This window comes from Chryseobacterium polytrichastri, assembly GCF_900142445.1.
Lineage (GTDB): Bacteria > Bacteroidota > Bacteroidia > Flavobacteriales > Weeksellaceae > Chryseobacterium > Chryseobacterium polytrichastri.
In genome coordinates this window covers 35,490-48,892 of the sequence record NZ_FRAV01000011.1, presented here as the reverse complement: position 1 = coordinate 48,892, position 13,403 = coordinate 35,490, and the positions used below count along the sequence as shown (strand labels likewise).

The following is a 13,403-nucleotide window of genomic DNA, read 5'->3' as shown; positions in this document are numbered from 1 at the left end:
AAGAATAACACATTGTACCGTAATTAGTCAAAATACAATAAAGTCCCTACTGATGAGTGAGGGACTTTATTGTATTAAATGATCTCTTGTTTTAGCCTAAATATTTAGCTACTTTTCCTTCTAAATCATCAAGGTTAAAAGGTTTCCCCACATAATCATCAGCCTGAGCTTCTTTCGCCAATGCTACAATATCATTGTTTGCGGTAACGTAAATCACAGGAATATGTTTGAATTCTTCATGACTTTTCAAAAGCTTTGTAGCCTCAACACCTCCAATTTTTGGAATCCAATTATCCATCAGGATAACATCCGGCTGATACTTGGTTACTTTTTCTACGATATCATGAGAGGTTTCTGAAATTTCGACTTCATATCCGTTCTCTTCAAAGATGATGGTAATTACTTCTAGAATAGTTGTATCATCATCGAAAATCAAAATTTTCTTTTTACTCATAGCAGTTCTATTTAAATCCTAAGTTTTTTCTTTTATTTTTTATAATTGATTAATATAATCTGCCAGATTATCTGGGGTAATAATCAGATCATATTCAATTTCATCCACCGCATGTTTCGGCATATAATCTACTTCTGCAGTCTCCGGATCCTGGATCCATACTTGGCCGTTATTTTTTTTAATATAACCTAAACCTTCCACACCGTCTGCATTAGCACCGGAGAGTAAAACTCCGATAAGATTTTCACCATAAATTTCTGCGGCAGATTTAAAGGTGACATCAATGGACGGTCGAGAATAATTCATTTTTTCTGAACTGTCCAGCGACATGAGTTTTTTATTTTCAAACAACAAATGATAATCTGCGGGAACGATGTATAATATGTTGTTTTGAATTTCTGTTTTATCCTCAATCTCAACGACTTTTCTTGATGAAAACTGCTGTAACAAAACAGGAAGGATACTTGTAGAGCCTGCCTTTCTGTGAACAATCAGTACAATAGGAAAAGTCAATTCTTTATTCAGGTTTTTAACCATTTCCAGAATCACCTGCAAGCTTCCTGCAGATCCTCCAATGACGATTAATTCTGTATTTGTGTTTTTTGATTTCATGCTAAAGGCATTTAATGATGATCCAGTTTTTTCCAGATTTTTTGATCCTCTACCTGATGATAAGATTTGTCTAAATTAGAAAATCTTAGCGTTTCTTTTGATCCCAAAGCCAAATACCCTAAATTCTCCAGACTATCATCAAAAAGACGGAAAACACGTTCCTGCAATCCTCGGTCAAAATAGATCAGCACATTCCGGCATATAATTAACTGAAAACTGTTAAATGAACTGTCTGATACCAAGTTGTGCGTTGATAAGATCAGTTTTTCCTGTAAACTTTTATCAAATCGTACACTGTCATAATTGGCCGTGTAGTACTCTGAAAAATCTTTTTTACCGCCAGATAACATATAGTTTTCAGAATATAATTTCATCTGTTGCAACGGAAAAACCCCTGCTCTTGCAGTTTCCAATACCGAAGGATTAAGGTCTGTTCCGTAGATCAATGATTTGTGGTAAAGATTGGCTTCTTTAAGAAGGATGGCTATAGAATACGCTTCTTCACCGGTAGAACAACCCGCTACCCAAATTCTGATCAGCGGATAGGTTCCCAATTGCGGCAATATTTTTTCACGCAACGTTTTAAAGAAGATAGGATCGCGGAACATTTCGGTTACATTCACTGTGATTTCTTCTACAAAACGCTTTAGATATTCAGGATCGTTAAGGATGGTATATCTCAACTCTGCAAAACTGGTGAATCTGTCAATCAGACAAATACGATTAACCCTACGTTTAAAAGACGCTCTGCTGTATTCGGAAAAATCGTATCCGTACATGGCGTACACATCTTTAATCAAGTGTTCTACTTCTTCATCTTTTACGATACTGGGTTCTAGCATTTACGATAGTTTTTCTATGGCAGTTATCAGTTGATCGACATCAATGGGTTTTGATACATAATCCTGTGCTCCGGCATCCAAGCATTTTTGGCGGTCTTCAGGCATGGCCTGCGCCGTAACCGAAATAATATCTACTCCGCTGATGGATGGGGTATTTCGGATGATCTTAATGGCTTCGTATCCGTCCATTTCAGGCATCATCATATCCATCAATACAACATTGATTCCGTCATCTTTTTGTAAGATCTGAATAGCTTCTTGTGCCATTGTAGAACTTTCAATTTGATAACCCCTTGACTTCAGTGTCAATTTAAGTGCAAATATATTACGTGGATCATCGTCCACAATTAAAATTTTCTTATTCATCAGAATTTATCTGTTTAACTTTCATATAACCAAACGCGTAACAACGATAATAATTGGTCTATATCCACAGGTTTCGATATATAATCTGAAGCGCCTGCAGCGATACATTTTTCACGGTCACCAATCATGGATTTGGCAGTGATCGCAATAATAGGAAGACGCATGAATGATGGCATCTTTCTTATTTCCTTTATAGTTTCGTATCCATCCATTTCCGGCATCATCATATCCATCAACACAACGTCTATATCAGGATTTTCTTTCATTTTTTCTAACGCCTGCTTGCCGTCCATAGCCAATACAACTTCTACTTTGTATTTCTCCAGCGCTTTGGTTAAAGAAAAGATATTACGAACATCATCATCAGTGATTAGAATCTTTTTGCCTTTCAGAACTTCAGTTAATGAACCTAAGACTTTGTTTTTAATGGTTTCTGAGTTGTTTTTTTCTTCCACCAAATGTAAAAATAAACCTACTTCATCTAAAATTCTTTGGTAAGAATGTGCTGTTTTTACGACAATAGAATCTGCATATTGCTTGATTTTAAGCTCTTCTGATTGGGTTAAATTATGTCCGGTAAAAATAATAATTGGCAGGTTTTCCAGTCCTTCATAACTTTTAATAGATTCTATGATCTGATACTGATTTCCTTTTGAGGCACCAATGTCTAAGATCACACAATCAGAATTACCTTCTGTTAGAGCTTTCACACAATCTTCCACATTGTTTTCTACTGATAATGAGATGTTGAAATTGCTCAAATAGTAGGAGAGTGCGCTTGCATGTTTCTCGTTTTCTTCTACAATTAAAACCTTTTGTGGGGATTTTTGTAGTGCTTCTTCAATCTTTTTGAATACATCAGTCATCTGATCCAGCGCCATTGGTTTATTAATGAAATCAATAGCTCCTTTCATCAGACTTTCCTTTTTCACATGTAAAACAGACATCATGTGAACCGGGATATGCTTGGTCTGAGGGTTTGATTTTAATTCATCCATCACTTGCCATCCATCTTTTACAGGTAACTGAACGTCCAGTAAAATAGCTTCCGGATGATATTGAAGAGCAGTAGATAATGCATGATCACCTCTTACGGCAACAACGCCTTTGTATTTTTGAAGACGAGCATATTTCAATAATGCTTTGGCAAAATTAATATCATCTTCAACAATTAAAATAACCTTATCATCTTTAGAGATTGTATCGCGGTCATCGGGTACATTTTCCGGAATTTCTAAGGTGTTCACCGGAAGTGTGTACGAGAGCTCATCATCTTCTAAAATTTGTTGAATTTCTTCTACATCTTCCCGAATCGTTTCCATTAATTGTTGATCAGTTTCAGGCTGAACGGCTTCTGTAATTGCTTTAATCGGAATGATTAAACTAAATTCGCTTCCTTCATTTACTTTACTTGTAAGCATTAATTCTCCACCCAATAATCTTGCGATTTCTCTACTTATAGAAAGACCTAAACCTGTTCCTCCAAATTTTCTTCGGGTAGAACCGTCTGCTTGTTGGAAAGCTTCAAAAATGATTTTCTGTTTGTCTTCTGCAATCCCGATTCCGGTATCTTTTACACTTAAAATAATAAAATCGTTATTCTTAGGATCTTTTTTAATATTTAAATGAATACTTCCTTTCGTGGTAAATTTTGCAGCATTTGACAGTAGATTTCTCATGACCTGATCTACACGTAAACGGTCAGTTTCAATTGATTTTTCTACATTATTTTCTATTTCAACCGTAAATTCAATTCCTTTTTCTTTAAGGATGGGTTTGAATAGGTTTTTTAAATCTTGTACCACTTCCTCAATGACCACATTTTCATATTCCAGTGTCATTTTACCTGACTCTATTTTTGCCAGATCTAAAATTTCATCAATCAAGGTTAATAAACTGCTTCCTGAACTCTGGATTACTTTAGCAGATTCAACCTGATCTTCATTCAGGTTTTCATCAGGATTTTCAGCCATCAAACGGGAGAGTAGTAAAATCGAATTCAGAGGCGTGCGCAGCTCGTGCGACATATTCGCCAAAAATTCAGATTTATATTTTGTGCTTAAGGCAAGTTCTTCTACTTTTTTCTGAATTTCATTGTTACGTTCCGCAATCAGGTGATTTTTATCTTCCAATAATCTTGAACGTTCTTCCAGTTCGGCATTGGCCTGCATCAGTTCTTCCTGTTGAACTTTTAATTCCTCTTCTGAAGCCTGTAGTTTTTGAGTTTGAGCTTCTAATTCAGTATTAAGGTTTTCCAATTCAGAATGTTGAACTTGTAATTCTTCTGATTGTGCCTGGGTTTCTTCCAGTAATTGTTGCTCTTTTTCACGGCTTTTTCCAGCGCTTAAAGCAATCCCGATATTTCGGCTGCATTCTGCAAAATAATCAATTCGTTCTTCTTCAAAATTGGTCGTTGAGCCCAGTTCTAATACTCCAATCGTATTACCATCAGCTACAATGGGAAGTAATAATATGCCGTAGATCTTTATTTTACTGCTGGCAAAAGTAACGGTGAAATCGTCTTCGTGAAGATTGTTATACACTTGCATCTTTTCACTAACAAAGGTTTGGCCCACCATTCCTTCTCCTAGCTCAAATGTCTTTTTCATGTTGCCTTCTAGACCAAAGACGCTGTTTAATTTCAAAATACCTTCATCAAAAAGATACAATGAACCATTGATGCAGTTACCATATTCAATTAACTGAGCTAAAGATTTATTGGCAACTTCTTTTACGGATTTATTGCCAACCAAAGATTCATTTAATATGGCAAGACCTTTTTGGCGCCAATCGCTTTTATTAATCTTATCAAATGACTTCTTCAACGAGTCGGTCATATTATTCAGAGAGTCTACTAAATCACCAAGGTCGTCCTCAGAATTATCATTTGCTTTTTGGCTGTAATCTCCATTGGCCACTCTATTAGCCACTTGCTGAATAGCACTTACACGTCTGCTTATCTCAAGATCTTTTGCTTTTAATTGCTTTTCAAGCTTATCTCTGCGGATCAAATCTGCTCGTAGTTTTATATAGAAAAATATAGTAACCACGATCGCAGCTAATGCAGAAAAGATAATGAACAACACAGTTGTGTTAGAAGAACGGTTAAGGTCTTTATTCTTGATAGCTAGCTGGGCTTCTTCATATTGCACGAAATCTCGAACAAGCAAACGGCATTTGTCCATATAAATTTTACTCATCAACACTTGCTGTTGAGTCATTACAATGCCTTTTTTTCTGTTTTCTACAAAATGCTTTAGATTGCTAATATTACTGTTGACGTTTTGTTGTAAACTATTTAAACGCTGAAGCTGATTTTTATCTTTAAGATCTAGCGCTTTAGCACGTGCTATTGCTTTTGGGAATTCATTCAGACTGCGGTTGTACGGTTCTAAAAAGTTTTCCTTTCCTGTCAACTGGTATCCTCTGTTTCCTGTTTCGGCATCTAAAAGAGCTATTAAAACGTCCTTTGCCGCTGTAATGGAACGTCTGCTTTGAGATAGACTTTCTCTGTGTTGGGTTTGCCTTTGAATGCTGACGTAAGAAGCAATTGAGCTTGCAATTAAGATCAGTAAAGATAGACTAACTCCAAACTGAAGATTTCTTATGATTTTTTTCGGCATGAAAATTAATTTAATGGTAACGTGAAATAAAATGTAGATCCTGCATCTACTTTACTTGATACTCCTATGTTTCCGTGGTGTTGTTTAATGATCTCTGAGCAGATGAACAAACCGATTCCCATTCCTTGAAACTGCAGCGAAGATTCTTCTACACGATAAAATTTATGAAATACAGCATCTTGTTTAAAATCAGGAATTCCGATTCCAAAATCTGTAATATTCACCTTGATTTCCTGCTCTTCTTCATCAACGAAGGTTGTGATGATGACTTGGTTATTTTGAGGAGAATATTTAATGGCATTGGTAAGGAAGTTAATCAAAACCTGTTCGATACGAATCTCATCCAGCGGAATAAGAATATCAGGTTTGATGCCGTGCCAGTCTATTTTTATCTGACGGTTTTCGTGCGTTTGTAAGATGGTTTCAATCGCATTTTGGATAACATTGCCAATATTGGTAGGCTTTTTATTAATCTTTAGTTTGCCGTTTTCAATTTTGGAAACATCCAATAGATCAGTAATCAAAGTATTCAGTTTTTCGATCTGATCCTGAACTTTAATCATAAAACCAGCTTCAGCACCTTCTTTGTCTAGCTTTAACTTACGGTCTAATAACTGAACGTATGCTTTAATACTGGTAAGCGGAGTTTTTAATTCGTGACTGGCAATACTCAGAAATTCGTCTTTTTCTTTTTCAACTTTTTTCTGATCATTGATGTCTGTAAAGGTTCCTACCCAGTTTTTTATCGTGTTTTCTTCATACACAGGCGTCACTCGGAGTAAATGATAACGATAATCTCCGGATTCAATATTTTTTATTCTGACCTCTAATTCCAGCGCTTTTGCTTTCTTTTTACAACGCTCAAATTCTTCTTGGATGTTGAAATCATCAGGGTGAGTCTCTGGGAATTCCTGTTCAGAATCCGAATATTCATGCCACTTACGATTTACAAAATCTACAATTCCTTCTTCGTTTAAAGTAAAGGCAATTTGAGGTAAAGACTCCAACATCAGATGAAAATGATCGATTTGAGATTTCATCGTAACCTGAGATTCTCGTCTTCCTTTTACTTCCAGCTCCAGACTTTGTTGCGTTTTTTGCATCGCAATATTCTTTTCCTGAAGGTTATAAAAGGTCTTTACCTTAAGCAGTAAAATTTCTGGATCTATAGGTTTGGTTACGTAGTCTTTCCCGCCTGAAGCATATCCGCGGGTTATGAATTTTTTTTCAGTATTTACGGCAGATAAAAATATGATAGGAATTTCCTTCGTTTTGCTGTAATCCGCCAATGTTTCTGCAACTTCAAAACCATCCATGTCTGGCATTTGCACATCCAGGATGATTAAGGCGTAATTATTTTTTAGTGCTTTTCCCAATGCTTCTTCACCGGAACTGGCTATATCAACCTGAAAATCTTTAGATTCTAATAATTTTTTTAGGGAATAAAGATTGTTTTGGTTATCATCAACAATTAAGATCATAGGAATGGAAAATCAATAATTAATTATGTTTACTCTTGTGTCAAAAATACTCACAAAATTCCGAAAAACATTTATTTTTTAACCATTTTATGCTTATGTACCACATGTTTTGGGTTTTCAATAAAATTTTAGTGAAATTTTTAATTATTGATTGTTTAATGAATGGTTGTATTCCATTTGTATATTGTAAATAGTTTGAATTAAAACTATCGACATTGAAATTTTGAGTGTTGAAATGTTACAATGGGATATCTTTTTACACGATTACAATAGGGTAGGAAGTGTTAATTTTTCCTTATTGCTTTTAGCAAAGTTTTCTATTTGACTTTTTCTATGCCAATATTTTAATTAAATTAAAATGAGTTGTTTTATTGGTTACTTTATTATCAAAAACAACTATAGTATTTTTCTATAATATTAAAGTTTTATTTTAAGTTATTTGTATTTAGTTTGTTATGTGTTATTTTGGATAATTGCATTAAATAACTAAAAGGTTGTTTAATTGAGAATTAATATTACCTTTGATCCATCGAAAACAAAAAATAAATACAATGAGTACTTTTAAACTACCACAGCTTTCTTATTCTTATGATGCATTAGAATCCGTTTTAGACAAAGAAACAATGACTATTCATCACCAGCGTCATCACCAGGCATATGTTGATAATTTGAATATTGCATTAGAACAAGCCGCTGAAAAAGATCCTGATTTAGAATCTATTTTACAGAGAGTAAGTGAATACAGTCCGGCTGTTAGAAATAATGGCGGAGGACATTTTAACCATTCTTTGTTTTGGGAAATCTTGTCTCCTCAACCTAAATTACATCCTGAAGGAAAACTGGATGAGGAAATCATTAAAACTTTTGGAAGTTTAGAAGATCTTAAAGCAGAAATGAAAAAAGCAGGTCTTGGCCAGTTCGGATCGGGATGGGTGTGGCTGTATGTGAAGTTCAGTGGTTCTCTTGCTATTTGTTCTACTCCGAATCAGGATAATCCGATGATGGATATTCTGTCTGTTAACAGAGGTGTTCCAATTCTTGGAATCGATGTATGGGAGCATGCTTATTATTTATCTTATCAAAATAAAAGAGCAGATTATCTGGATTTATTTTGGTCTGTGTTAGACTGGTCTTCTGTTGAAATAAAATATGAAGAAGCACTTTCAAAAATCAGATCATAAAATATAAATACCTCCTTTTAACATGGATACTTCAATTTTCATCAATAAAGTAGAAGCTTCAGGAATTATAACGATTGATCTTTTAGATTATAAACCTGAAATAGAAATTATAACACTGGATATCAAAGAACATCTTTTCATGGGAATGATTGTTAAGGAAAAAGAATTTAAAGAATCTATTTCTGAGAAAGATTTTTCAATTTATAATGGAAAAGCGGTTGCAGTGATTTGTTCTGAAGATGCTATTATTCCACCTTGGGCTTATATGATGTTGGTGGAAAAACTATACTTGTATGCGGTGTATGTTGATTTAAACACTCCAGAAAATATTCTGCTTGATTTCTGGAAAAAGAGTTTGTTGAAAGCAGATCTAAGCCAGTACAAAGATCAAAAAGTAGTGGTAAAAGCAAGAACGAATATTGATCCTGCACTTTATCTTTTAGTCTCCTTGCAGCTGAAACCATTGGTTAAAAGTTTGATGTACGGTGAGGCAGGTATGCCAAAAGTTATCTTTAAAAATTAAAAATAAAATGAAAGCAATTATATTTAACGGAGCCTTAGAAAGAAGGCCACAGTCTACTTCGGGGATCCTCTCAAAATACTTCGCAGATCAACTTGAAATGTTGGGGGTGAGCTATGAAATGTTTGCTCTTGCAGATTCCGGGATTCCGCTGTATGATATTTCTCTTACGAAAGTTCCTTTAGCGGTGGAAAGAATGGCTCAGCTTTTTCTGGATGCAGATATTCATTTCTGGCTGGCACCGATGTATCACGGAAGTATTCCGGGGGTAATGAAAAACTGTCTGGATTGGCTGGAAGTGACCGCAGACCAGAAGCAGCCGTATCTTACCGACAAAACTGTAGGATTGGTGTGTTGGGCAGACGGTCTACAGGCGATGCAGGGGATTAATGCGATGGATGCCATTGCCAAATCATTACGGGCGTGGCCACTTCCTTACAGTGTTCCTATGATCAGAACTTCACTTTTTGATAATGAAAATAATGTATCTCCGATGTATGCAGATAAACTCGATAAACTGATTAATATTGCTACTACCAACAGGATTGAAAAAATAATTAACCATACGATATAAAAGAGTTTTAAAAACTCATCTACGGTGTAATTATTGCTGGATAATATACTGAATAACAGAATTAAAAGATTGATGATATGGCCATAAAAATAACAGATGCCTGTATTAACTGTGGAGCCTGCGAACCTGAGTGTCCTAATTCAGCCATTTATGAAGGAGCTATCGACTGGAGGTGGAAGGATAAGACAAAGCTTTCCGGGAAAACAGTCTTTCCGGATGGTAAGGAAGTAGATGCAGATGCTTTTAATGAGGCGGTTTCAGATGATGTATATTATATAGTAGCCGGAAAATGTACAGAATGTAAAGGTTTTCACGAAGAGCCGCAATGTAAAGCAGTATGCCCGGTGGATTGTTGTGTAGATGATCCTGATCATCGAGAGACAGAAGAAGTACTGTTTAGCAGGCAGAAATTTTTACATCACGTATAAAACATTTTGGTTAAACTATAAAGCGGGAAAGGGTCTGGTTGTATGATCTTTTTCCGCTTTTTTTTGTGAGATACTAATTTAACAACCTTTATTATGAATTATTAAAAGGTAATAAAGAGCCTGTTTAAACTTTCTATTTTAACCACAAAAGACACAAAAGATTAATATATTATCTATTTAAGTTCATCATGAAATGTAAAACTTGTTTAAACTTTTAATTTAACCACAAAAGAGATAAAAGATTAGCATATTATTTATTTAAGTTCATAATGAACTGCAAACAAGAACACATAAGTTTAAAAAAATCTTTGATTTTTATTCTTTTGTAAGCTTTGTTTTCAAATAGTTCAACTTTAAATGATTCAATAATAGCTTTTGTATCTTTTGTGGTTAAATTTTTTAATTAGTTTAAACAGGCTTAATGTATAAATTTCTAACATTGTTATTTTTTTTCTATCGTTGTACAATATTTTATCGTTTAAACTGTTTATGTTGATGACTGGATATTGCTTTGTAATTCATCACTGAAATACACTAATTTAAAACTAATATGAAAAATCTCAGACTGAGCGGGATCGTATCCACATTTACTTTTCATCATCACAATAATATTGTTGATTTGCTTTCAGATAATATTGTATTCTTTTCTATAGGGTATAATCTGGTTGATGCTTTTACTTTTGATCACCATTTATAATTTTATCACAATCTAGTGTGTTGAATTGAAAATTTAAATATTTTATTTCATTAACCAATATTTCTTTCATTAAAAAAAGATTAATTTTTAATACCACACTACTTTTTATGATAAGTTGCTGTTATCTTTGCGTGCAGAGCTTCTGAAATAGAGGCTTAACTGAAAAGAAAAGCTAATTAAATCACGGAATAATGATTTTTAAACATAATAGGTTTTTCATAATTTATTCACTACTCATAAACCAAAATCACTATAAAAAAAACTCTACTACATTAAACAATAAACTGAATGCAAACATCTTTTTTTAAAATCGCGGCTGCCTCAGCTGCGCTCTGTTTCAGTACTTTAGCTGTAGCTCAGCAAAAATACTCTGTAAGCGGAACGGTAAAAGACCAAAAAAATGGGGAATTACTGATCGGGGTGACAGTAAAAGTGGCTGAAGACCCTTCGATTAACGTGGTAGCTAATGAATATGGATTTTATTCTCTATCATTGCCTGAGGGAAATTATAAAATGATTATTTCCTATCCGGGCTACAAAGATTTCGAACAAGATATAAAAGTAGATCAAAATATTAAGCTGGACCTTCCTTTAAGCCAGGAAGATAAAAAAGAAAGAACAGCCAATATTGATGAAGTGATTATCTCCGGAGTAAAAAAAGATAAAAATCTTTCGACTGCTCAAATGGGTACCGAAACATTAAGTATCAAAAATATAGAGAAACTTCCTGTTTTATTCGGCGAAAAGGATGTGATGAAAACTATCCAGTTATTACCGGGAATTAAAAGCAATGGCGAAGGAAGCAGCGGGTTCAGTGTAAGAGGAGGAGCAACAGACCAAAACTTAATATTATTAGATGAAGCGCCTGTTTATAATGCTTCGCATTTATTGGGATTCTTCAGTACGTTTAACAGTGATGCCTTAAAAGACGCAAGTATCATTAAAGGAAACAGTCCGGCTCAGTACGGAGGACGACTTTCTTCGGTGATGGATGTTAAAATGAAAGACGGAAATAATAAAGATTATAACGTTAATGGAGGAATTGGTTTAATCAGCAGCAGGCTGAGTGTGGAAGGGCCTATTCAAAAGGAAAAATCATCATTCATAGTTTCGGGAAGAAGAACGTATGCCGATCTTTTTTTAAGAGGAACAGATGATTTCAAAGACAGTAAATTATACTTTTATGACCTTAATTTAAAAGCCAATTATCAGATCAACGAAAACAACCGTCTTTACCTATCCGGATATTTTGGAAGAGATGTACTGGGAATAGGAAAGACCTTTGCAACAGATTGGGGAAATACCACAGGAACGTTACGATGGAACAGCATTATCAACAGTAAATTATTCTCTAATACCTCATTGATTTACAGTGATTATGATTATAAAATCAGCCTGGAAAGCAATGACAATACATTTGGCTTAAATTCAAAAATTCAAGACTGGAACCTGAAACAGGATTTCACTTGGTTCGCAGGAAATAAACATTCTGTTCGTTTTGGTCTGCAGTCTATTTATCATACCATTACGCCAAGCAGTGCTTCGGGAACGAGCGTGAGCAGTTTTCCAAGAAATCCGAGAAAATCATGGGAAAACGCAGTGTATATCAATGATGATTTTAAAGCAACGGAAAAGTTAACCGTTAATTACGGATTAAGACTTTCCGGTTTCAGTGTTTTAGGAGGTGATACATTTAATACCTACGAAAACGGAAATCTTACCGACAGTCGATTTTTAGAAAAAGGTAAATTTGGAAAAACGTATGTAAATCTTGAACCAAGAATTACAGCAAACTATAGAATCAACGAAGTCAGCAGCATCAAAGGAGGCTATTCTAGAAATACCCAAAACTTACACCTTTTAAGCAACAGCAGCAGTGGAAACCCTACCGATCAGTGGATTGGAAGCAGTTATACGGTGAAGCCTGAAATTGCAGATCAGATCAGTGCAGGATACAGCAGAAACTTTAAGAATAACAATTACGAATTGAATGCAGAGATTTACTATAAATCAATGCAAAATCAAATCGACTTTAAAAATGGGGCTCAAATCTCATTTGATACCGCTGCCGATGTAGAAAGTGAATTACTTTTCGGGAAAGGAAGAGCCTATGGTTTAGAATTAATAGCGAAAAAGAAAAGCGGAAGATTAACCGGTTGGATTTCTTATACGTTATCTAAAACAGAAAGAAAAATTGATGGCATCAACGATAATGAATGGTACAACGCAAGAATGGATAAAACCCATGACCTTTCTATCGTTGCAACATATGAACTGAATAAAAAGTGGTCGGTTTCAGGATTATTCCTTTACAGCACAGGAAACGCGGTTACTTTCCCTACCGGAAAATATGAGTTGAACGGACAAACGATATTCCAGTACAGCAACAGAAATGCAGACAGAATGCCGGCGTATCACAGAATGGATCTAAGTGCGACGTACGAACCGGATTCTAACAAACGTTTCAAAGGTTCGTGGTCATTCGGAATTTATAATGTGTACGGTCGTGAAAATGCTTACACCATTACGTTTAAAGATAATCCGGACAATCCAGGAACAACCCAGGCTATACAGACCTCGTTATTCCGTTGGGTACCAAACATCACTTACAATTTCAAATTTTAA

General features: G+C 34.9%; 12 protein-coding genes. 6 read left to right on the top strand and 6 right to left on the bottom strand.

What is annotated here, in order from left to right:
* Positions 1-91: 91 nt before the first annotated feature.
* From BUB80_RS08855 to BUB80_RS08830, 6 genes are read right to left on the bottom strand one after another with little or no spacing between them, the layout of a single operon-like run.
* On the bottom strand, positions 92-454 hold the full coding sequence (locus BUB80_RS08855) for a response regulator (RefSeq protein ID WP_073292573.1): 363 nt from the start codon (positions 452-454) through the stop codon (positions 92-94).
* Positions 455-493: 39 nt separating this feature from the next.
* On the bottom strand, positions 494-1,066 hold the full coding sequence (locus tag BUB80_RS08850; RefSeq protein WP_073292572.1) for a chemotaxis protein CheB: 573 nt from the start codon (positions 1,064-1,066) through the stop codon (positions 494-496).
* An 11-nt stretch (positions 1,067-1,077) separates the two neighbouring features.
* Positions 1,078-1,908 carry a CheR family methyltransferase gene (locus BUB80_RS08845; protein WP_054510913.1) on the bottom strand — a complete coding sequence of 277 codons (831 nt, stop codon included), beginning with the start codon at positions 1,906-1,908 and terminating at the stop codon, positions 1,078-1,080.
* Positions 1,909-2,274 carry a response regulator gene (locus BUB80_RS08840; protein ID WP_054510914.1) on the bottom strand — a complete coding sequence of 122 codons (366 nt, stop codon included), beginning with the start codon at positions 2,272-2,274 and terminating at the stop codon, positions 1,909-1,911.
* Between the two features lie 14 nt (positions 2,275-2,288).
* Positions 2,289-5,897: a response regulator gene (locus BUB80_RS08835; RefSeq protein WP_073292571.1), complete on the bottom strand. Its 3,609-nt coding sequence runs from the start codon at positions 5,895-5,897 to the stop codon at positions 2,289-2,291.
* 5 nt (positions 5,898-5,902) lie between these two features.
* Positions 5,903-7,378, bottom strand: a complete 1,476-nt coding sequence (locus BUB80_RS08830) for a hybrid sensor histidine kinase/response regulator (RefSeq protein WP_073292570.1) — start codon at positions 7,376-7,378, stop codon at positions 5,903-5,905.
* 551 nt (positions 7,379-7,929) lie between these two features.
* Between BUB80_RS08830 and BUB80_RS08825 the strand changes: the two genes are divergently transcribed.
* From BUB80_RS08825 to BUB80_RS08805, 6 genes are all read left to right on the top strand, one after another.
* The gene (locus BUB80_RS08825; RefSeq protein ID WP_073292569.1) at positions 7,930-8,559 is read left to right on the top strand and encodes a superoxide dismutase; all 630 of its coding nucleotides are present in this window, start codon (positions 7,930-7,932) and stop codon (positions 8,557-8,559) included.
* Between the two features lie 22 nt (positions 8,560-8,581).
* Entirely contained in the window at positions 8,582-9,082 is a 501-nt protein-coding gene (locus tag BUB80_RS08820) for a DUF2480 family protein (protein WP_073292568.1), read from the top strand.
* 7 nt (positions 9,083-9,089) lie between these two features.
* Positions 9,090-9,653, top strand: a complete 564-nt coding sequence (locus BUB80_RS08815; RefSeq protein WP_073292567.1) for an NADPH-dependent FMN reductase — start codon at positions 9,090-9,092, stop codon at positions 9,651-9,653.
* 77 nt (positions 9,654-9,730) lie between these two features.
* Entirely contained in the window at positions 9,731-10,081 is a 351-nt protein-coding gene (locus BUB80_RS08810; protein ID WP_054510920.1) for a 4Fe-4S dicluster domain-containing protein, read from the top strand.
* A gap of 550 nt (positions 10,082-10,631) precedes the next feature.
* Positions 10,632-10,778: a hypothetical protein gene (locus BUB80_RS23595; protein WP_175549581.1), complete on the top strand. Its 147-nt coding sequence runs from the start codon at positions 10,632-10,634 to the stop codon at positions 10,776-10,778.
* Positions 10,779-11,066: 288 nt separating this feature from the next.
* Positions 11,067-13,403: a TonB-dependent receptor gene (locus BUB80_RS08805; protein WP_073292566.1), complete on the top strand. Its 2,337-nt coding sequence runs from the start codon at positions 11,067-11,069 to the stop codon at positions 13,401-13,403.

Coding starts and splice junctions, on each gene's coding strand:
- BUB80_RS08855 (WP_073292573.1), bottom strand. CDS start 454: ATGAGTAAAAAGAAAATTTTGATTTTCGATGATGATACAACTATTCTA.
- BUB80_RS08850 (WP_073292572.1), bottom strand. CDS start 1,066: ATGAAATCAAAAAACACAAATACAGAATTAATCGTCATTGGAGGATCT.
- BUB80_RS08845 (WP_054510913.1), bottom strand. CDS start 1,908: ATGCTAGAACCCAGTATCGTAAAAGATGAAGAAGTAGAACACTTGATT.
- BUB80_RS08840 (WP_054510914.1), bottom strand. CDS start 2,274: ATGAATAAGAAAATTTTAATTGTGGACGATGATCCACGTAATATATTT.
- BUB80_RS08835 (WP_073292571.1), bottom strand. CDS start 5,897: ATGCCGAAAAAAATCATAAGAAATCTTCAGTTTGGAGTTAGTCTATCT.
- BUB80_RS08830 (WP_073292570.1), bottom strand. CDS start 7,378: ATGATCTTAATTGTTGATGATAACCAAAACAATCTTTATTCCCTAAAA.
- BUB80_RS08825 (WP_073292569.1), top strand. CDS start 7,930: ATGAGTACTTTTAAACTACCACAGCTTTCTTATTCTTATGATGCATTA.
- BUB80_RS08820 (WP_073292568.1), top strand. CDS start 8,582: ATGGATACTTCAATTTTCATCAATAAAGTAGAAGCTTCAGGAATTATA.
- BUB80_RS08815 (WP_073292567.1), top strand. CDS start 9,090: ATGAAAGCAATTATATTTAACGGAGCCTTAGAAAGAAGGCCACAGTCT.
- BUB80_RS08810 (WP_054510920.1), top strand. CDS start 9,731: ATGGCCATAAAAATAACAGATGCCTGTATTAACTGTGGAGCCTGCGAA.
- BUB80_RS23595 (WP_175549581.1), top strand. CDS start 10,632: ATGAAAAATCTCAGACTGAGCGGGATCGTATCCACATTTACTTTTCAT.
- BUB80_RS08805 (WP_073292566.1), top strand. CDS start 11,067: ATGCAAACATCTTTTTTTAAAATCGCGGCTGCCTCAGCTGCGCTCTGT.